The following is a 20,498-nucleotide window of genomic DNA, read 5'->3' as shown; positions in this document are numbered from 1 at the left end:
GCGTTCATCGGCCACCCGCCAGCGTCAGTTCGGCCAGAGCGGCCGATGCAAGGAGTGCTTCGGTGCCACCGGTCACTGCGGATCGGGCACGGTTCTTGGCGTGCTGGTGCATGATCCACCCCGTGGTGCCCGGGTGGTCGATCGACCGCACGTTCCGCAGCCGCAGGGCCTCCGTGTAGTCGTGGAGTCGCTTCGCCGCGATCATGGCGGCGAGCGCCCCGTCGTCGTACCGTTCGAGCAGCTCTCGAGCCGCCCGCTGCACCCGCTGCATGACGAAGAAGTCCTCGGTGAGGATGAGCGTGCGCACGCTCGCCTGCACGAGCGGGTGCGACGGGTCGTCGACGCCGGGGGTGCGGGACAGCGCGACCTCCTGGGCGAGCTTCAGCACCGTGTAGCTCGTGAGGAGTGCGTAGACGTCCTGCGGGTCCGCCGCCGGTTCGCCGAGCCCGGGGGCACGACCGCCGCGGACCGGCCGGCGGTCGCGGTAGTCGAGCTTGAAGGTGCGGAGCTGCTGTGCCGCGAGGGCCGCGCCGAGCTCGTCGAGGAGTTCCTTCCGGCTCTTGGCCGCGAGGATCGCGTCGCTGTCCTGGTAGAGGAGCAGTGCGCGGGGCATGCCGAACACGAACTGGTGCCTCGCCGTGTCCCACTCGGCGAGCAACCGGGAGGCGAGCGGCGAGCCGGTCGCCTCGACGTGCCACTCCAGCAGCAGAAGCACGGCGGCCTCGTGGAACGCGGCCTGCTCGCCCTCGGTGATCGATCCGAGAAGGAGCGAGTCCGCGCTGACCTTGCTCGGCAGTTCGCCCCGCGGGTCGTACTGGTAGACGAAGCCACCGCTCATCCCGTTGCCGAAGCCGATACCGAAGCCGCCGAGGTTCAGCACGGCGCCGTTGGTCATGTACTCGCAGGCGTAGTCGCCGACGCCTTCGACGACCGCGGTTGCGCCCGAGTTGCGGACGGCGAAGCGGTCGCCGGCCTCGCCCTGGACGAAGGTGCGGCCGCCGGTCGCCCCGAAGAGCGCGAAGTTGCCGATGAGGACGTTGCCGCCGTCCTCCGAGCTGCCGCCGCCGGGGGAGAGGATCGCGATGGTGCCACCGGAGGCGCTCTTCCCGACGCCGTCGTTGCAGGTGCCGGTGTGCCGCCAGTGCAGGCCGTCGACGCAGAACGCCGCGTACGACTGCCCCGCGGAGTGCTCGGTGCGGATGGTCACGGTGTCAGCGGCGAGCGAACGGTGGCCGCGGTCGTCGGTGACGACGGACGGGATCGCCGCCGCCTGGGCGTCGTCGAGCTCGTGGTTGAGGATGCGCTCGAGGTCGATCGCGAGCTGCCCGCCCACGGAACGCCAGCGGTTGCCGAGGCGGATCCCGCCGTCGGCGTCCTCGGCTCCGAGGTCGAGCGTCGTCCGGCCGTCGTCGAAGAGTCCTGCCCGTACCCGCTCGATGAGGGCGTCGTCGAGCGTGAAGTCCTTCTCCAGGTAGACGGGGTCGGTGACGACGACCTCGGGGACGACCGCGAGCATGGCCCGCAGGTCGAGGTCCGCGACGGCGGCCGGGTGGTCGACGAGGTGGAGGAGGTCGGTGCGACCGCGGGCTTCGCGGAGCGAGCGGAGGCCGAGGATGGCGAGCCGCTCGCGGACGTCGTGCGCGATGTTCAGGAGGTACTGCGCGAGCGCGCGTGGGTCGCCGTCGAAGGTCTCCGGGTTGGTCGTGAGACCGGCCGGGCACTTCACGTTGCAGTTCTTCGCCATGACGCACTTGAGCATCATGAGCGCGGTGGTCCCGAACTCGAAGCTGTCGCCGCCGAGCAGGGCGGAGATGACGACGTCGCGACCGGTCTGGTGCGCGCCGGAGCAGCGCAGGGTGACCTTCGACCGCAGACCGTTCGCGCTGAGGGCCTGGTGGACCTCGGCGATGCCGATCTCGGCGCTGCGTCCGGCGTACTTGAGGCTCGTCACGGCGGCTGCGCCGGTCCCACCGGTGTTGCCGGCCACGTTGATGACGTCGGCACCGGCCTTGGCGACGCCGACGGCGATCGTGCCGATGCCCTCGGAGGAGACGAGCTTGACGACGACGCGGACCCGTGCCGCCTTGCAGTCGTGGATGAGCTGCGCGAGGTCCTCGATCGAGTAGGTGTCGTGGTGCGGCGGCGGCGAGACGAGCTCGATGCCGGGCGTGCCACCCCGGGCGGCGGCGATGTCCACCGTCACCTTGGGAGCCGGGAGCTGACCGCCCTCGCCGGGCTTGGCGCCCTGGCCGATCTTGATCTCGAGCTCCTGGAGCATCGGGTCGGCGAGGTAGCCGGCCCAGACGCCGAAGCGCCCGGAGGCGAACTGCTTGATGCGTGAGCCGCGGATGGTCCCGTAGCGGGACAGGTGTTCGCCGCCCTCGCCACTGTTCGACATCCCACCGACCATGTTGGTGCCGTGGGCCACCGCCTCGTGAGCGGTCGCCACGAGGGCGCCGTGGCTCATCGCCCCGGATGCGAGGGATCGGGTGATCTCGCTCGCCGGCTGGACGAGGTCGGTCGAGATGCTCTCGGCCCCCTCGACGAGCATCGAGAAGTAGTCGTCGGCGGACCCCGTCGCCTCCACGATGAGGTCGCCACCGGAGATCCAGTGCCCCGTCACCTCGCCGCCGAAGCGGTGGACGTAGTACTCGCCGAGCGCCGAGACCCGCGTGAGGTCGCCCGCGAGCGGTCCCGTGAGCTGCAGCCGGTGCCGCCCCTGCTCGGTCCGCGTCGCGCGCAGGCCGCGGACGACGATCGAGGAGTTGCCGACGGGGCCGAGCCGATCGAGCTCGCGCGCGAACTCCTCCGGGGTGGTCAGCCGGGTGATGTCCTCGGGCAGCACGAGCACGTCGCGGAGGGCGGCCGGGCGACGGCGCCGCTCGGTGGTCATCGACTGGACGAAGGAACGGTAGCCGGGCGTGATGGTGAAGGCGTCGATCTCGTCGTCGTCGAGGGCGTCGAAGGAGGTGTGCTGGTAGGCGTCGTCGTCGATCCCGAACGCGTCCTCGAGGTTCCCGATGGTGTGGAGGCGCAGCGGGTCGTCGCCGAGCGTGCCGCCGTCGCGGTCGACGGCGGTCGTGCCCGCTCGCGGCAGCTGCACGGGCTCCTCGGTGAGGTCGACGAAGCCGCGGACCGCGGTCGTCCCGTAGGAGTGGCCGGCGCCCTCGGCGCGTTCCTTGAACAGGCCGAGGAGCGGGACGTCCGCGTCGCTCGACGTCGTCAGGGCGCGCTGGTGCCAGGCGCTCGCCGTCCGGGCGATCCCGGCGAACCCGACGCCGCCGACGGGGGCGCGGAGGTGCGGGAAGGCGCGCGCGAGCACGGGGTCGCTCGTGTCGAGGTAGTTCGGCTCGAAGAACTCGCCGCCGATGTAGCTCTCGACGGTGCACAGGCCGACCCGACCCATGGTCTTCAGGAGCGACTTCTCGGCGGCGTACGCGAACCGTCGGAACGCGGCTTCCACCTCGTCGGGGTGCTGCTGCTCGGCGCGGAGGCGGACCGCGAGCGGGTGCACCGCCGACGCACCGAAGCCGAGGGCGGAGGCGACGTGGTGCGAGGACGGCAGCTGGCCGCTGTCGACCACGAGCGACACGCGGAGCCGGAGGCCGTCGTCGATGAGTCGCTGGTTGACGGCCGCCACGACGAGGATGAGCGGCAGGGCGGCACCCTCCGCGTGGACGCCGCGGTCGCTGAGGATCGCGATACCGCCGTTCTCTGCGGCGAACCCGGCGACCTCCGCGGCCACGCGCTCGACGGCGGCCTCGAGCGCGTCGGCGTTCACCTGCGCGTCCACCTCGGGCCGGAAGAGGATGTCGAACCACGCGACCGGCGACTCGTGCTGAGCGCTGAGGCGCCGCAATTCGTCCTCGCTGACGATGGGGGATCGGAGGACGAGCTGCTTCGTGCCGACCGTGCCGCTACCGGGCTTCGGACCGAGCGCGACCCGCAGGGTCATGCCGTCAGCCTCACGGATGCTGTCGAGCGGCGGGTTGGTCACCTGGGCGAAGCGCTGAGAGAAGTACTTCGCCAGGCCGCCCTCCTGGTCGGACAGGGCGTTGATGGCGTTGCCGTAGCCCATCGCCGAGATCCGCTCCTTGCCCGAGGCGAGCATCGGGTCCGTCATGAACCGGAAGCTCTCCTGGTTGAGGGAGTAGGCGACGTAGCGCTGCACCTGGCTCAGCCCACCGCGGTAGGCGAACGCGTCGTCCGCCGAGGCCGTCGGTGCCGACACCGGGACGCCCCGGTCCTCGAGCGCGTCGAGGTCGGTGGCCGATGCGGCGAGCATCGCCGGGTAGTCCTTGCGCGCCGCGAGGAGCTCGAGCGCCTCGCCCGTTCGGAGGCGCGTGCCCGTGCGGTGGTCGTAGGCGAGCATGCCGCCGGCCTCGATGCGACCGCGGTGGACCACCTCGTCGTCCGGGAACGGCAGCTGCCCCGCCTCGGAGGTGACGCAGAGGTAGTCCGCCGTCTCGACGCTGCGCAGCGGGCGCAGGCCGAGGCGGTCGAGCCGGGCGCCCACGGTCGTGCCGTCGTTGAAGATGAGGGCGGCCGGGCCGTCGTTCTTCTCCTCGACGAGCGAGAAGTACTCGAGCATCGCCCGAACCTCGCGGCTCAGCGTGCGATCGTTCTCCCAGGCCGGGGGCATGACCGATACGACCGCCTCGAGCAGTTCGAGGCCGTCCTCGACGACGCGGCTGTGCAGCGTCTGGTCGAGGCGGGAGCTGTCCGACTGACCCCTGGCCCGGATGATCTTCCGGCCTCGAGATGCCGCCAGCGCCGTCTCGGACAGACGGTTCTTGCGGTCGGTGTTGAGCTCGCCGTTGTGCGCCATGAGGCGGAAAGGCTGTGCCATCGACGGGTGGGGAGCGGTGTTCGTCGAGAACCTGGTGTGGAAGGCGAGGGTCCTCACCCGGTGCAGGGGGTCGGCCAGGTCGGCGAAGTAGGGGATGACCTCGCCGGAGTTGAGGCGTCCCTTCAGGACCTGCGTGCGCGTGCTGAGTGACAGCGGGTACAGGCCGTCGAGGGTGAGGTCCGTGTAGGCGGTGGCCTCGATCGCGAGCAGGGCCGCGTGCGCGCGCCGGTCGAGGTCATCCGTGGAGGCGTCGTCCGACGGCTCGAAGATCCACTGCCGGATCGGCAGCTGGTACTGCACGGCCTTCGGGCGCAGGACGGCGTCGACCGTCGGCACGGCACGGGCGAGCAGAACCGTGAAGCCGGCCTCGGCGAGCGAGCGTTCGATGAGCGCCTCGGCATCGCCGATCCGACCGTGGTCGACCGGGAGGAAGACGTTCGCGACGCCGAACCGCCCGGCGACGAGCGGCTTGCCGACGAGGGAGCTGAAGAAGTCGACCGAGAGGTCGATCTGCACGCCCGCTCCGTCGCCGACACCCTCGGAGGACATGCCGCCGCGGTGGGGGATGGCGCACAGGGCGGTGTCGCCGAGGGCGATGACGTCGTGACTCTGCACGCCGTCCTTGCGGGTGATGAAGCCGACGCCGCAGTCGCTCTTGTCGGTCTGGCGATCGACGAGGTCGGGCAGGGGCGATGGTGCGGCGGTGCGCGGGCGCGGTGGAACGGAAGACGAGATCACGACGGGGTACCCCTCGGAATGCGGGCGCTGGACGGCCCGGAGACGGTGAGATGACGGGACCGGATCTACGTCGCTGGAGGGTGGGTCCGTGTCGACGCGGGCGCTGGGTGCGGCGGCCGTCGTCTGCATGAATGGAGGTGATCCGATCCTAACCGGGCCGTCCCGCCCACTCAACCGTAACGAGCCGAACCCGGCCGATCGGCGTAGGCTGGGTGTTTCCGGTACGTATGGGACACGCCGTGAGCGCTCCGGCGGCTCCCGTCGACGGCCCATCGTGCAGCGCCCGGATGCGCTGCGGGGCGGCTCACGGGCCGGCCCGTGGTGGATCGGATCGCGACCGGACGACCGATGTGCAGCCAGCTGCATGTTTTTCGGACCAGAATGGTGAGATGACGACAGAGCACACGGCTGCGACCGGTCGCGGCTTCGCGCACGCCAAAGCGATCCTGCTGGGCGAGCACGCCGTCGTCTACGGTTCTCCAGCCGTCGCCCTGCCCATCCCGTCGCTCCGGGTCGAGGCGACCGCCCGGCGCATCGACGGGGCCTCGGTCCTCGACACCGAGATCTCGCTCGGCCCGCTCGACGCCTCCGATCCGCTCGGGACCACCGTCCTCGAGACCCTCGCGCACGTCGGTGCGGCACCGGCCGGCGTCGAGGTCGTCGTCCGCGGGACGCTGCCGATCGGCAGAGGCCTCGGCTCGAGTGCCGCAGCGGCCAACGCGATCGTCGACGCCGTCGCCGACCTCCACGGTGTGGCGCTCGACGACGCCGACCGGTTCGAGCTCGTGCAGCGTGGCGAACGCGTCGCCCACGGGACGCCCAGCGGTCTCGACGCCCGGGCGACGAGCGCCTCGACGCCCATCCTCTTCACCGCCGGCCGCGTCGAGCATCCGCCGATCCGCTTCGGCGGCAGCTTCGTCGTGGCCGACACCGGTGCGCGCGGATCGACCCGGAAGGCGGTCGCCGACGTCCGCACCTTCGTCGAGCTGCACCCCGAGCGCGGCCGGGCGCTGCTGGCCGAGCTCGAACGCGGGACCGTGGAGGGCGTCGCCGACCTCGCCGCGGACCGCCGCGATGACCTCGGGACCCGCATGAACGCGGCGCAGGTGGTCCTCGACGAACTCGGCGCCGGTCACCCCGCCATCACCGCGCTCATCGCGGTCGCCGCGGCGAACGGCGCCCTCGGCGCGAAGCTCACGGGCGGCGGGCAGGGTGGATGCATCATCACCCTCGCCGCGGACCCCGCGTCAGCCCGACGCATCTCGCAAGCCCTCCTCGAGGCCGGAGCACTCGGCACCTGGACGATCGACGCGGAGGACTACGCGTGACCCCGACCCCACAGCAGCATGCCGAGACCGCGTCGGCCGACGGCGCCGCGACCGCGCTGGCCAACCCCAACATCGCCCTCGTCAAGTACTGGGGCAAGCGGGACGAGGCGCTCATCCTCCCGTGGACCGGAAGCCTCTCACTGACCCTCGACGCAGCGCCCACGACGACGACGGTGCGACTGACGGACGCAGCCGACGACGTCGTGCTCCTCGGCGGACGCCCCCTCGAGGGCACCGCCCGCTCCCGCGTCACACGCTTCATCGACCTCGTGCGCGCGCTCGCCGACCGAGACGAGCGCGTCACCGTCGACTCCCACAACGAGATCCCGACGGGGGCCGGCCTCGCCTCCTCGGCCTCGGGCTTCGCCGCGCTGGCGCTCGCCGCATCGACCGCGTTCGGACTCGACCTCGATCGCCGTGCCCTCTCCCGCCTGGCCCGCCGTGGCTCGGGGTCGGCCTCCCGCTCGATCTTCGACGGGATCGCCGTCTGGCACGCCGGCCACGACGACGAGAGCTCCTTCGCCGAGGCGGTGCCCGCGCCCGGACTCGAGCTCGGCATGGTCCTCACCGTCCTCGACGCCCGGGCCAAGTCGGTCTCCAGCCGCGACGGCATGCGGCGCACGGTCGACACCTCGCCGTACTACCCCGCCTGGGTGGAACGCACCCCCGTCGAACTCGAGGAGATGCTCGCCGCGATCGCCCGCGCCGACTTCACCGCCGTGGGCACGATCGCCGAGCGGAACGCGATGCGGATGCACGCCACGATGCTCGGCGCCGAGCCGCCGGTCCGGTACTGGGGACCGGCGAGCGTGGAACTGCTCGACCTCGTCGCAAACCTCAGAGGCGACGGCCTCGAATGCTATGCGACGATGGACGCCGGCCCGAACGTGAAGATCCTGTGTCGAGCCGACGCGGTCGACGAGCTCGCGACTCGGATCCTCGAGGCGCAGCCCGACATCGGCGTCATCCCCGCCAGAGCCGGACGGGGCGCGAGGCTCATCACCTCGGAGCCCGGCGGATCGGCGGGCGAGCAGACAACGGAAGGAGCGCGATGATCGAGATCAAGGCGCCCGGCAAGCTCTTCGTGGCCGGCGAGTACGCCGTCGTCGAACCAGGGCACCCCTCCATCCTCGTCGCGGTCGACCGGTGCGTCACCGTCCGACTCGAGGCGAGCGAGCACGAGGGCCGCATCTTCTCCGACCAGTACGGCCGAGCGCCCATCATCTGGCGTCGCAACCGCAACGGGGTCGTCGTCGAGCACGAGGAACGCCCGCTCGACCACGTCCTCTCCGCCGTGAGCACGATGGAGACCCTCGTCGCCGAGCTCGGCGTGGCGCAGCGGTTCTCCGCGCTGTCCATCACCAGTGAGCTCGACGACGCGAGCGGCAGGAAGTTCGGCCTCGGCTCGAGTGCCGCCGTGACGACCGCCACCATCCGCGCCCTCGACGAGTTCTACCAGCTCGACCTGACCCGGACGCAGATGCTCAAGCTCGCGATCCTCGCCACCATCGACGTCGCGCCGGCAGCCTCCGGGGGCGACCTCGCGGCGAGCATGTTCGGCGGCTGGCTCCGCTACACCTCGCCCGACCGGGCGCGGCTGCGGGAGGTGCGCCACCGCGAAGGGGTGCTCGCAGCCCTCCGCGACCCCTGGGCCGAGCTGGGGCTCGAGCGTCTGTCGCCACCGACCTCCCTCCGGCTCCTCGTCGGCTGGACCGGCGAGCCCGCCTCGACCACGCGTCTCGTCGACGAGCTGCAGTCCCGCAAGTGGGCGGAGACCGCCCACTACACCTCGTTCCTCGCGGCCAGTCGCGCCGCCGTCGACGCCCTCACGATCGGCTTGAACGACGAGGACCCGGCCCTCGTGCTCGGCGCCGTCCGCTCCGCGCGCGCGACGCTCGCCGGTCTCGGCCGCGACGCCGGTGTCGACATCGAGACCGCCGCGCTCGCGCAACTCTGCGACGCCGCCGAACGCCTCGGCGGGGCCGCCAAGTCCTCCGGTGCCGGTGGTGGCGACTGCGGGATCGCGTTCATCGGGCAGTCCGTCTCCACCGCCGCCCTCGAGGACGACTGGTCGGCGCACGGCATCGAGCGGCTCCCGCTCACGGTGCACCCGCCGACCGGACTCATCGACGCCGCCCACAGCCCGTGGGGGCCGTCGGAGATCAGCCGTACCGACGACGACGCGGTCGAATCCATCAGATCCACCTACGCTCGTGCCTTCGCCGAGCAGCACGACGTCCTCCGGGGCGGAACGGAACCCCACGCATGAGCAACGAACCCGACGGCGTCGCACCGGTCCCACTCAAGTGGATCGGTCCGCTCCACCTGAGCGGCAACGTCATGGAGGGCGAGCAGGAGGTCCCGCTCGCCACCTACGAGAGCCCGCTCTGGCCGTCGGTCCGACGGGGCGCCCGCATCTCCTCCATGGTCCCCGGCGGCATCCGCGCGACGCTCGTCGACGAGCGGATGAGCCGCTCCGTCCTGTTCGAGGTCGACTCCGCCGGCGACGCCCTGCAGGCGCTCCGCGAGATCGAGCGCAGCCTGCCCGAGCTGCAGGCCGTCGTCGCCCGGTCGAGCCACTTCGCAGAACTCATCGAGATCAACTCGCAGATCGCCGGCAACCTGCTCTTCCTGCGCCTCGAGTTCCGCACGGGTGACGCGTCCGGGCACAACATGGTCACGCTCGCGGCGGACCGTCTCATGCCGTACATCATGGAGCGTTGGCCGATGCTCCGGTACGGTTCGATCTCCGGCAACTTCTGCTCCGACAAGAAGGCGACCGCGGTCAACGGCATCCTGGGCCGTGGCAAGAACGTCGTCACGGAGATGACGATCCCGCGGGCGATCGTCGAGCGGTTCCTGCACACGACGCCCGAGCAGATCGTGCAGCTGAACGTGCGCAAGAACCTCGTCGGGACGATCCTCGCCGGCGGTCTGCGCAGCGCGAACGCCCACTACGCCAACATGCTGCTCGCGTTCTACCTGGCGACCGGCCAGGACGCGGCGAACATCGTCGAGGGCTCGCAGGGCGTCACGCACGCCGAGGTCCACGACGGCGACCTCTACTTCTCCTGCACCCTGCCGAACCTCATCGTCGGCACGGTCGGCAACGGCAAGGGGCTCGGCTTCGTCGAGGAGAACCTCACCCGCCTCGGATGCCGCGAGGACCGTGAACCCGGCGCCAACGCCCGGCGACTCGCCGTCCTGTGCGCTGCCGCCGTCTGGTGTGGCGAACTGTCACTCCTCGCCGCGCAGACCAACCCCGGTGAACTCATGGCCGCCCACCTGAAGCTCGAACGCAGCGCGCAGACCGCGGCCGGCGCGCCCGCCTGACCCTCCCACCGCACCGGGGGACCGGTGCATCGTCGACGCTCGAACGGAGCACCCCGCACGTGAACACCAACCAGACCACCAGCCCCGCCGTCGGCATCGACGACATCGCCTTCGCGACCGGTGCGAACCGCATCGACCTCGCCGAGCTCGCGGGGCGCTTCGGCGTCGAGCCCGCCAAGTATTACGTCGGTCTCGGCCAGAGCGAGATGAGCGTCCCGGCCGCCGACGAGGACATCGTGACGATGGCCGCCGCCGCTGCCGCGCCCATCATCGAACGGCACGGCAGCGACCGGCTCAGGACCGTCCTGTTCGCCACCGAGTCCGGGATCGACCAGTCGAAGTCCGCGGGCGTCTACGTGCACCGGCTGCTCGGCCTGCCGCAGGCGGTCCGCGTGGTCGAGCTCAAACAGGCCTGCTACTCGGCCACCGCGGCGCTGCAGTTCGCGGCTGCGCTCGTAGCGCGGAACCCCGAGGAGACCGTGCTCGTGATCGCGAGCGACGTCGCGCGGTACGAACTGCACTCCAACGCCGAGCCGACGCAGGGCGCCGGGGCCGTCGCCATGCTCGTGGCCGCCGATCCGGCCATCCTCGAGCTCGAGACCGCGACCGGCGTCTACACGCAGGACGTCATGGACTTCTGGCGCCCGAACCACAGTGCGACGGCGATCGTCGACGGCAAGCTGTCCATCTCGGCCTACCAGGACGCGATCGAGGGTGCCTGGGCGGACTACCGGTCACGCGGCGGAGCGGACTTCTCCGAGGTCGACCACTTCTGCTACCACCAGCCGTTCACGAAGATGGCGATCAAGGCGCACCGGCACCTGGCCAAGTCGCTCGGCGCAGGGCGCACCCAGGAGGAGTTGGACGCACAGATCGAGCCGACGACCGGGTACAACCGCCGGATCGGGAACAGCTACACGGCCTCCGTGTACCTCGCGCTGCTCGCGCTGCTCGACGGTGACGACGACCTCACCGGTCGGCGCATCGCGTTCCTCAGCTACGGATCGGGTGCGGTCGCGGAGTGCTTCAGCGGCATCGTGCGACCGGGCTACCGCTCGGCGCTGCGGAGCGACGCGAACCGTGCGCAGCTGGATGCGCGGACGGTCGTCGACGACGCCCGCTACCTGCAGCTCCTCGAGGACGCGGCGTCGGCCGACGTCCACGACTCCGACCGTCCGCGCGAGACCGGAGCGCCGTTCCGTTTCGCGGGCGTCGTCGGCGATCGCCGGCAGTACGAGCCCACCTCCGCCTGACCCCCCGGCTGTCTTGGGTGGTCGCCAGCGCGGTGCGCTGACGTCACCGCGGGTCGGGGACGTGAGCGCGGGTCTCCAGAGGGGCGCGCTCACGCGTGTGCCCCGCGGTCGTGCCGGTTCCCCCCGCGCTCGCGTCAGCGCACCGCGCCGACGCCGGGTTCGACACCCTCGCGTCAGCGCACCGCGCTGGCACTCCACCAGGTCAGGGGCTGGTCACCCTCGGGAGGTGGCGGCTCGGATCCGGTCGACGAGGAACGGGCCCAGGGTCCGCGACCAGGTGGCCGTGATGTGGTGCAGATCGCGATAGACGAGCACGTTCCCGACGGCGAGCGGACAGGTCCCGGCGGCGCAGTACAGCTCGCCGAGATCCACGACCGGCACGGCACCGTCGGTCATCGCCGCCGTGGCGGTGTTCAGGTCGAACGTCGGGTACGCCTCGGCCACGGGGAAGGCGCACGCCCCCGCGATGAGCTCGGCCGCGCTCGTGCGGTCGACGCACGCCGCCGCTTCGGTCGGTACACGGGGATTGTCCCGCAGCACGACGATCGACGTCCCCTGCTCGAGCACCGGTCCCCAAGCTGCGAGCGTCGCGCCCCGGATCGCGGCCTGCTCGGCCACCGAGGTCTCGTCCGGACTCTTGGAGGTCACCAGGATGATGTCGTACGGCCGCCCACCCGTGAACGCCCGCTGCATGAGGGTCCGCCGGGCGACACAGGCCGCCGAGTCGTCCGGTCCCGGCTCCCGCCACTCGCAGCCTTTGCCGACGTACACGTCGAGCCGCCAGTTCCGTGCCTCGAGCTGATCGACGAGACCGGGGATGAGCATCGTGGCGTGGGAGTTCCCGGTGAGCGCGACCCGTGTGGCGTCCGGGCGCTCGGAACCGAAGGTGCAGCCGGGGAAGTCCGGCGCATCGGCCGCCGCGGAACACCGGAAGGTGTCGCCGGTGTCCTCGGTCCGGACCGACAGCGGCGGCAGGAGTTCATCCGCGAACGCCGGATTGGTGCAGTCCGACACGGCCGCATCGGCACCGAAACACGGCTCGCCATCCGTGACGTAGGTGTCCACGGTGCTCGCGAGGGTGCGTTCCTCGGCGGCGACGGTCAGCAACCCCGCCGTCGGGATGCAGAGCACGAGTGCGGTCGCCACGCCCGCCAGCAGGACGGTTCGTGCGGAGCGGGCGTGCGCGAGGACGGGGGTTCGTCGGACAGGGTCCTCGACGAACCGTTTCGTCAGCGCGGCGAGGACCACGGCGACGACCAGGAGAGCGGCCGCGACCGCCCAACCGAGCGGATCGCCGAGCGCGACGGGCACGCCGAGCACCCACGGCGCGACCACGATGAGCGGCCAGTGCCACAGGTACAGCGAATAGGAGAGATCGCCGAGCAGGAGCGACGCACGTGTGCGCGCAATGGTCGTCACGGACCACCGGTGGGTCGACGATCCACCGACGATGACGAGGAGCGTCCCGAGCACCGGGAGGGCGGCGGCGATCCCGGGGAACGCCGTCCGCTCGGTGAAGGCGACCAGGGCGACCGCCAGGAGGACGACGCCGAGGACGCCGGAGGCCGTCCGCCACCGGGTGCGGTGCACGACCACGACCGGCCCGAGGAGCGCGAGCAGCCCTCCGGCCGCGAATTCCCAGGCACGTGTCGGTGTGGCGAAGTACGCCGGCGCCGGATCCGCCGCCGTGTACAGGATCGAGCACAGGAGTGAGGCGGCACCGATGATCCCGAGCGCCACACCGAGGGTGCGGCGGAGGTCCGACGCTCGCCGCCGGGTGAGCCACACGCACAGCACGACGACGAGTGGCCAGGCGAGGTAGAACTGCTCTTCGACGGACAGCGACCAGAAGTGCTGGACCGGTGACGCGGCGCTGCCCTGCGCGAGGTAGTCGACGGAGCTCCCGGCCAGGAACCAGTTCTCCCAGGAGGTCCCGGCCGCCACGGTCTCGGTGAAGAACTGCGTCCAGGCGCTCGGCGGAGCGAACCGCCAGACGAGGATCGCGGTGACGGCGAGGACGAGCAGCGCGGCCGGCAGGAGTCGCCGGATGCGGCGGGCCCAGAACGCCGGGAGGTCGATGCGGCCCGTCTCGGTGGCCTGGCGTGCGAGGTGGCTCGTGATCAGATAGCCGCTGACGACGAAGAACACGTCGACGCCGACGTACCCACCGGGCAGGAGGCTCGACGACAGGTGGAAGACCACGACGGACAGGACGGCGATCGCGCGGAGCAGCTGAATGTCGGGTTGTGTGCGCGGAACCGCTCCGAGGAGGGGAGACGCGCCGGTCCGCTCCTGCACCTGCCTCACGCGGTCTCCTCCGCCGTCCGGGTCGACGGACGGCGGACTCAGCGTAGGGAACGCCGGTGACGCACTCGTGGACGGCAGATGACCGGTTTGCTTCGGCTTCGGGTGTCGACGGCGGACGGCCGACGATCGGGTCAGCCGACGTTCGCGCCGAAGAGCAGGCCGAGCACGTAGGTCGCCGCGGCCGCCCCGTATCCGATCGCGAGTTGTCGCAGTGCCCGGCGGAGCGGTGGACCGCCGGAGAGGAGCCCGACGACGGCGCCGGTTCCGAGCAGGGCCACCCCGACCAGGAGTGCGGCGACGAGCAGCGCAGCGACACCCTGCAGCCCGAACAGGTAGGGCAGGACCGGGATGACGGCGCCCGATGCGAAGAAGCAGAAGCTCGAGAGCGCGGCTCCGAGCCCGGTCCCGATGGCCTCGTGCTCCATCGCCGCACGGGCCTCGCGCTCGTAGGTCCCTGCACCGACGCGGGCCAGGACGTCCGCGGCGTGTGCCTCGGCCTCGCCGACCTCCATGCCACGGGCCCGGTAGACGAGCGCGAGTTCGTTCGCGTCGACGTCGAGGTGGGGGAGGGCGTCGTCGGCCGCCGGGTTGGGGCTGGACGCCTCGAGCAGCTCGCGCTGCGACCGGACCGAGACGTACTCACCGGCTCCCATCGACAGCGCACCCGCCAGGAGGCCCGCGAGCCCGGCGGCGAGGACGACGCCGTTGCCGACCCCGGTGGCGCTCATGCCGATGACGAGCGCGAGGTTCGAGACGAGTCCGTCGTTCGCTCCGAACACGGCCGCCCGGAAGGTTCCGGACAGGCGGTTGCGTCCACGGGCGGCCAGGCCCCGGACGACCTCCTCGTGGATCTGCTCGTCGGCGGCCATCCGCTCGGTGGCCGCCCGTTCGGTCGCATAGGGCGAGCGCGACTCGGCTCGCTGGACGAGCGCCAGGACGAAGACGGATCCGAACCGCCTCGCGAGCCAGCCCAGCAGTCGGGTCCGCAGGTCACCGCGTTGCGGCTTGCCGGCGTCGTCGCCGAGCAGGGCGATCCAGTGCGACTCGTGGCGTTTCTCGGCCTCGGCGAGCGCGAGCAGGATGTCGCGCTCCTCACCGCTCCGCCGGCCAGCGAGATCCCGGTAGACGGCGGCCTCGGCGCGTTCGTCGGCGAGGTACCCGCGCCAGCGCCGCAGCTCGCGCTGGCTGGGCGGTTCCTGGCGGGACGCGGATCCGTTCGTGGTCGACTCGCTCATCCGCCGATTGTCCCAGACGCCCGTCGACCGGTGCGCAGCGCGCCACGGAGCCGTCCCCGGACTGGGGTCGCCGGGCGAGGGCTTGTCCAGCAGCTGCGGTGCGTCCTGAGCCGATCTTCAGACACTGCGATCTACGATGGTGCTCATGCCCGAGAACTCCGCCCCGTCCCCTGACGCCCCGCCGCTCGTCGGCGTCGTGATGGGCTCGGACTCCGACTGGAACGTCATGAGCGATGCGGCGCAGGTGCTCCGCGACTTCGGCGTGCCGTTCGAGGTCGAGGTGCTGTCGGCCCACCGCACGCCCGAGAAGATGATCGCCTACGGCAAAGCCGCCCACGGTCGCGGGGTGAAGGTGGTCATCGCCGGTGCCGGTGGTGCAGCCCACCTGCCCGGGATGCTCGCCTCCGTCACCACCCTCCCGGTGGTCGGCGTCCCGGTCCCACTGTCACGCCTCGACGGTCTCGACTCACTGCTGTCGATCGTGCAGATGCCCGCGGGCGTGCCGGTCGCGACCGTGTCGATCGGCGGCGCGAAGAACGCGGCGCTGATCGCCGTCAAGATCCTCGCCACGGCCGACGACGCCCTGCACCAGGCGCTCGTCGCCTATGTCGAGGACCTCGCCGCCTCCGTCGAGGAGAAGAACCGGAACCTCAAAGCGCAGCTATGACGAGTGCAGCCACCGCCGCGAAGCCGATGCGGTATCCCGACACCCGTTCACGCGAGGTGATGACCAAGCGTGCCTGGTGGCTCGTCGTCCTCAACCTCCTGATCCCCGGCTCCGCTCAGGTGCTCGCCGGCAACCGGAAGCTCGGGCGGTTCGGACTCTTCTGCACCCTGTCCCTCTGGGTGGTGGCGATCGTGGCCGTCGTCGCCTACCTGCTCTGGCCCGCCCCGGTCATCACCATCGCGACGAACTGGTTCACCCTGACCGCCGTGCAGGTGCTCCTCGCTCTCTACGCCGTCCTGTGGGTCGTCCTCACCCTCGACACGCTGCGCCTCGTCCGCCTCGTGCGGGCCTCTCCGAACGCGCGGCTCGGCGTCGCGCTCTTCGCCACGTTGGCACTCGTCGCGGTCGCCGGGACAGCGGGCTATGGTGCTGTCGTGGCGGGCTCCGCACGTGGCACGATCGGCTCGATCTTCGCCCAGACCGCACCGGTCGAACCGGTCGACGGGTACTACACCTTCCTCCTCCTCGGGGGTGACGCCGGCGCCGACCGCGAGGGACTGCGACCCGACAGCACCTCGGTCGTCGCCGTCAACGCCGAAACGGGCAAAGCGACCGCATTCGGGCTCCCGCGCGACCTCGACCCCGTCCCGTTCCCGGAGGGCTCCGAGATGGCCTCGCTGTATCCGAACGGCTACGGCTACGAGGACGACTGCGACGTCGACGTCTGCCAGCTGAACTCCATCTATACCGAGATCCAGCTCAAGAACCCCGAGCTGTTCCCGAAGGCCGAGGCCGCAGGAAGTGAGCCGGGCATCGAGGCCATGAAGCAGGCGGCCGAGGGCGCGACCGGTCTGAAGATCCAGTACTACGTGCTCGTGGACATGCAGGGCTTCGCGACGCTCATCGACGCGCTCGGCGGCATCACCATGACGCCGACGCAGCGGCTCCCGATGGACGGCGATGAGGACCTCAACGACGTCACCGAGTGGATCGAGCCCGGTAAGCAGGTCATGGACGGTCGGACGGCACTCATGTACGCACGCTCCAGGCACTCGACGAGCGACTACGACCGGATCGCGCGCCAGCGCGAACTCCAGGACGCGATGCTCAAGCAGTTCAACCCGACGAACGTTCTGTTGCGCTTCCAGGAGATCGCCGCGGCGAGCCCGGACGTCGTGAAGACGGATGTCCCGCAGTCGATGCTCGGGTACTTCGTGAACCTCGCCGGGAAGACGAAGGCCGCAGGTCTCGCGAGCGTGGAGTTCGTGCCGCCGCTCATCGACCCCACCGAACCTGACTACGGGCTCATCAAGCAGACCGTCCAGGACACGCTCTGGCCGCCGACACCGACCGCGGATCCGACCGACGCGGGTTGACCCCGCGACCGGCCCACCGGGACCGGTCAGATCTCGGCGTGCAACTGCCAGACGCGCTCTGCGGAGTCGCGCCAGCTGAACGCCTGCTCGCGGTCCATGCCGAGGATCCGCAGTCGAGCGAGTCGTTCGGTGTCACCGACGACGTCGTTGATGGTGGCGATGAGACGGTCCGCGTAGCCCTTCGCACCGGACTCGACGACGACACCGGCTCCGCCGCCGACCTCGACGAGCGCGGGCACGTCGGAGTGGATGACGGGCGTGCCGAAGCGGAAGGCCTCGACGAGCGGGAGGCCGAAACCCTCGGCCAGACTCGGGTATACGAGTGCGGTGGCACGGTCGAGGACGACGGCCAGGTCGGCGTCGTCGAGGAATCCGAGTGCTCGCACGCGGCCCTCCGGAAGACCGGCCTCGTCGGCGACCTGCGCGAGCGTGACGTCTCCCCAACTGTCGGTACCGACGATGAGCAGCGGCAGGTCAGGCGCTCCCGGACGACCGAGCCCGGTGATGAGTTCGGTGATACCGCGACGCGGGTCGAGCGAGCCGACCGAGACGAGGTACTCGGAGGGGAGGTCGAGCGTCCGTGCTCGGCCGTCGGCATCCGTGGGGAGGGCGAGGGTGGATGCGGCGGCGCCTCCGATGACGCGGACCCGGTCGCCGAGGTCGATGATCTGACGCAGTTCGTCTGCCACGGCGTGGGTCGGGACGACGATGGCGTCTGCGTGTTTTCGGGCGCGTTTCACCATGGCCTTCTGCCAGCTGACCGACAACGGTGTCAGCGAGGACGGGTGTGACCAGGCGAGCGTGTCATGGATGGTGACGACGATCTGATTGCCGTCGTTGATGCGGTCGTGCCTGCTGAGCGGAGCGAGGAGACCCGGCGCGTGCACCATGCCGGTGCCGGCGCCGGGCGTGACGATACCGAGCTGCCAGGCGGCGCTGAGTTCACGCCGAGGCAGCGTCGTGCGGTGCAGGGCTGCGAGGCCCGGCAGCTTCGATTCGAGGAGGTCGACCTTCTCCTTCGACACCGCGGACACGATGCCTTCGACGTCGCAGCCGGGAGGTGCGCTCGCGATGATCTCGCGGGTGAGTTCCTCGGAGTACCGGCCGACACCACCTGCCACCGGAGCGACGATCTGGTCGACGACGACCCGGAGTGTCGTCACGGTGCCGTCACGACGCCGTGCTGCGTCGCTGCTTCGAAGGCCTCGCGCCAGTCGCGCATCGGCGCCAGACCTGCGACGGCCCAGGCGTCGTGGCCCAGCACCGAGTAGGCGGGGCGCGGCGCAGGACGGACGAAGGCGGAGCTGTCGGTGGGGGAGACCCGGGCAGGGTCCGCGCCGACCGCCGCGAAGACGGCCTGTGCGAACTCGTACCAGGAGGCCTGCCCACCGTTCGTGCCGTGGTACACCCCAGCCGGCGCGTCAGCATCGAGCAGCGCGACGATCTGCGCAGCCAGGTCCGCCGTCCAGGTCGGCTGTCCCAGCTGGTCGGTCACGACGCCCGGATCGACGCCGTTCGCCGCCAGCTTCGCCATCGTCGCGGCGAAGTTCGGTCCGTTCTTCCCGTACAGCCAGGCCGTACGGACGATGTACGACCCGTCCGGGTGTTCCGCGAGGACGGCACGCTCACCGTCGGCCTTCGTCCGGCCGTAGGCGCTGATCGGAGCGAGCGGGTGGTCCTCCTGGTACGGCGAGGTGGCGGAGCCGTCGAAGACGTAGTCGGTGGACACCTGGACCAACTTCGCACCGGCCTCACGAGCGGCCACCGCGAGGTTGCGGGCTCCGACGGCGTTCACCGCGGCCGCGTCGGCCTCGTTCGATTCGGCGTCGTCCACCTTCGTGTATGCGGCAGCGTTGATGACCGCCGAGTGGCCGGCGACGGCGGCGCGGACGGCCTCGAGATCCGTCACGTCGAGCTCGGCGCGGCCGAGGGCGGTGACCGGACGGCCCACGAGGGCCTCCTGCAGGTCATGGCCGAGCATGCCGGAGGCTCCGGTGATGAGATAAGACAAGGTGTGGTTCCTCTCCGATGGGGCGAAGTCATCGTAACGTGTGGGGCTTCGGGAGGTCTGGACGGTCGGGACCGGACACCCCGAGCCGCCGCGGAACCGGTGTCCGCCTCAGCCGAGGGAAGGGCGGTCTGTCGGCTCCCTGACCGTGCCGGTCCGCGATGGGGGTTCTTCGAAGATCGTCCGCTGTGCTTCCTCGACGCGGGCTGCCGATGCGAGACCGTCCTTACGATGGTGCCCGTAGACCCAGTAGCGGTACAAGGCGAACCGGAACAGCGTGCCGAGGCCCAGCCCGATGACGTTGCTCGCGATGTTGTCGGCGAGGAGGGTGTCGTACCCGAGAACGTAGTGGCTGATGTAGAGGCAGAGGAGCGCGATCCCCATGCCGCCGAGCGACACGACCACGTACTCGACGAGCTCGAGGACGAAGTTCTTGCGACGGTGCTCACGGAACGTCCAGTAGCGATTGCCGATCCAGTTGAAGACGATGGCGACCGAGACGCTGACGGCCTTCGCCCCGATGGGCGACTGCAGGGCGTGATCGTGTCCGAACACGCCGAGCCGCAGCAGGTTGAACAGGGCGATGTCGATGCCGAACCCGATGAGCCCGACGACGCCGAACTTGAGCGCGTACTGCGCGATGCCGAACCAGACGCGCTCTGCGAGCCTCTTGAGGCGCTCCATGTTGCTCCCAAACGACGAAACCGATCGTTCGAGTATCACAGGGGACGCCGCTCCGTGCGCTGTGAGCGTTGTCACAGAGTGCCGCGGCAGTCGACGGATTGGTAGGATCGCCGGGTGCAGATCCGAGAACTGAACGTCCCAGACAGCTACGAGATCACGCCGAAGCAGTTCGGCGACGACCGAGGTGTCTTCCTGGAGTGGTACCGCTTCGACAAGCTCGAGGAGGCGAGCGGTCGCTCGATCAAGCTCGCCCAGTCGAACACGTCCGTGTCCAAGCGCGGCTCCGTCCGTGGCATCCACTTCGCCGACATCCCGATCGGGCAGGCGAAGTACGTCACGGCGACGCGTGGCGCGGTCCTCGACTACGTCATCGACATCCGCGTCGGTTCGCCGACGTTCGGCCAGGTCGACTCGGTGCTGCTCGACGACACCGACCGCAAGGCGATCTTCATCTCCGAGGGGCTCGGGCACTGCTTCGTGGCGCTGACCGACGATGCGACCGTCAGCTACCTCGTCACCGACGTGTACCGTCCTGACCGCGAGCATGGCATCAACCCGCTCGACCCGGAGATCGGACTCGTCATCCCGGACGCGGCAGGAACACCGCTCCTGTCGCCGAAGGACACCGAGGCTCCCGGCCTGTCGGAGGCGGCAGCGGCCGGCCTGCTGCCGACGTGGGACGACGCCCGCGCATTTTACGCGTCGCTCCGGTCGAGCTGA

14 protein-coding genes are annotated in these 20,498 nt (G+C 70.7%); 8 read left to right on the top strand and 6 right to left on the bottom strand.

Annotated elements, in window-relative coordinates; translation table 11 throughout:
- Positions 1-4 precede the first annotated feature (4 nt).
- Positions 5-5,587, bottom strand: coding sequence for a glutamate synthase-related protein (locus BIU99_RS18750; RefSeq protein WP_254773655.1), 5,583 nt, complete (start codon positions 5,585-5,587; stop codon positions 5-7).
- Between the two features lie 389 nt (positions 5,588-5,976).
- On the opposite strand from BIU99_RS18750, the gene mvk reads away from it, so the two are divergent.
- From mvk to BIU99_RS18725, 5 genes are read left to right on the top strand one after another with little or no spacing between them, the layout of a single operon-like run.
- On the top strand, positions 5,977-6,915 hold the full coding sequence (mvk, locus tag BIU99_RS18745; RefSeq protein ID WP_064295174.1) for a mevalonate kinase: 939 nt from the start codon (positions 5,977-5,979) through the stop codon (positions 6,913-6,915).
- Positions 6,912-7,970, top strand: a complete 1,059-nt coding sequence (gene mvaD, locus BIU99_RS18740; protein WP_071262516.1) for a diphosphomevalonate decarboxylase — start codon at positions 6,912-6,914, stop codon at positions 7,968-7,970. Before mvk ends, mvaD begins: the two co-directional genes overlap by 4 nt.
- Complete coding sequence (locus BIU99_RS18735) at positions 7,967-9,184, top strand: phosphomevalonate kinase (RefSeq protein WP_071262515.1); 1,218 nt, start codon at positions 7,967-7,969, stop codon at positions 9,182-9,184. Before mvaD ends, BIU99_RS18735 begins: the two co-directional genes overlap by 4 nt.
- A complete protein-coding gene (locus BIU99_RS18730; RefSeq protein WP_071262514.1) occupies positions 9,181-10,248 on the top strand; it encodes a hydroxymethylglutaryl-CoA reductase in 1,068 nt (355 codons plus the stop codon). Before BIU99_RS18735 ends, BIU99_RS18730 begins: the two co-directional genes overlap by 4 nt.
- 59 nt (positions 10,249-10,307) lie before the next feature.
- A complete protein-coding gene (locus BIU99_RS18725; RefSeq protein WP_071262513.1) occupies positions 10,308-11,501 on the top strand; it encodes a hydroxymethylglutaryl-CoA synthase in 1,194 nt (397 codons plus the stop codon).
- Between the two features lie 213 nt (positions 11,502-11,714).
- On the opposite strand, the gene BIU99_RS18720 is transcribed toward BIU99_RS18725, so the two are convergent.
- A complete protein-coding gene (locus BIU99_RS18720; protein ID WP_175484442.1) occupies positions 11,715-13,808 on the bottom strand; it encodes an acyltransferase family protein in 2,094 nt (697 codons plus the stop codon).
- Positions 13,809-13,939: 131 nt separating this feature from the next.
- Entirely contained in the window at positions 13,940-15,043 is a 1,104-nt protein-coding gene (locus BIU99_RS18715; RefSeq protein ID WP_071262512.1) for a VIT1/CCC1 family protein, read from the bottom strand.
- A 145-nt stretch (positions 15,044-15,188) separates the two neighbouring features.
- Here BIU99_RS18715 and purE point away from each other — a divergent pair, with 145 nt between their 5' ends.
- Positions 15,189-15,710 carry a 5-(carboxyamino)imidazole ribonucleotide mutase gene (gene purE / locus BIU99_RS18710; RefSeq protein WP_071262565.1) on the top strand — a complete coding sequence of 174 codons (522 nt, stop codon included), beginning with the start codon at positions 15,189-15,191 and terminating at the stop codon, positions 15,708-15,710.
- Positions 15,707-17,086 (top strand): LCP family protein, encoded by a 1,380-nt coding sequence (locus BIU99_RS18705; RefSeq protein ID WP_064295182.1) that lies wholly within the window; start codon positions 15,707-15,709, stop codon positions 17,084-17,086. Before purE ends, BIU99_RS18705 begins: the two co-directional genes overlap by 4 nt.
- A 26-nt stretch (positions 17,087-17,112) precedes the next feature.
- Here BIU99_RS18705 and BIU99_RS18700 read toward each other — a convergent pair whose 3' ends face one another.
- The 3 genes from BIU99_RS18700 to BIU99_RS18690 all read right to left on the bottom strand — a co-directional run bounded on the left by BIU99_RS18700 (position 17,113) and on the right by BIU99_RS18690 (position 19,778).
- Positions 17,113-18,249, bottom strand: coding sequence for a glycosyltransferase family 1 protein (locus BIU99_RS18700; RefSeq protein ID WP_064295183.1), 1,137 nt, complete (start codon positions 18,247-18,249; stop codon positions 17,113-17,115).
- The gene (gene rfbD / locus BIU99_RS18695) at positions 18,246-19,097 is read right to left on the bottom strand and encodes a dTDP-4-dehydrorhamnose reductase (protein ID WP_082916026.1); all 852 of its coding nucleotides are present in this window, start codon (positions 19,095-19,097) and stop codon (positions 18,246-18,248) included. The genes BIU99_RS18700 and rfbD overlap by 4 nt, the downstream gene beginning before the upstream one ends.
- A gap of 108 nt (positions 19,098-19,205) precedes the next feature.
- Entirely contained in the window at positions 19,206-19,778 is a 573-nt protein-coding gene (locus BIU99_RS18690; RefSeq protein ID WP_064295185.1) for a GtrA family protein, read from the bottom strand.
- Positions 19,779-19,892: 114 nt separating this feature from the next.
- Between BIU99_RS18690 and BIU99_RS18685 the strand changes: the two genes are divergently transcribed.
- Entirely contained in the window at positions 19,893-20,498 is a 606-nt protein-coding gene (locus BIU99_RS18685; protein ID WP_064295186.1) for a dTDP-4-dehydrorhamnose 3,5-epimerase family protein, read from the top strand.

This window comes from Plantibacter sp. MMLR14_011, assembly GCF_001865025.1.
GTDB classification, from domain to species: domain Bacteria; phylum Actinomycetota; class Actinomycetes; order Actinomycetales; family Microbacteriaceae; genus Plantibacter; species Plantibacter flavus_A.
Note: the sequence above shows the minus strand (reverse complement) of the source record. Positions and strands in the feature narration are given on the sequence as shown.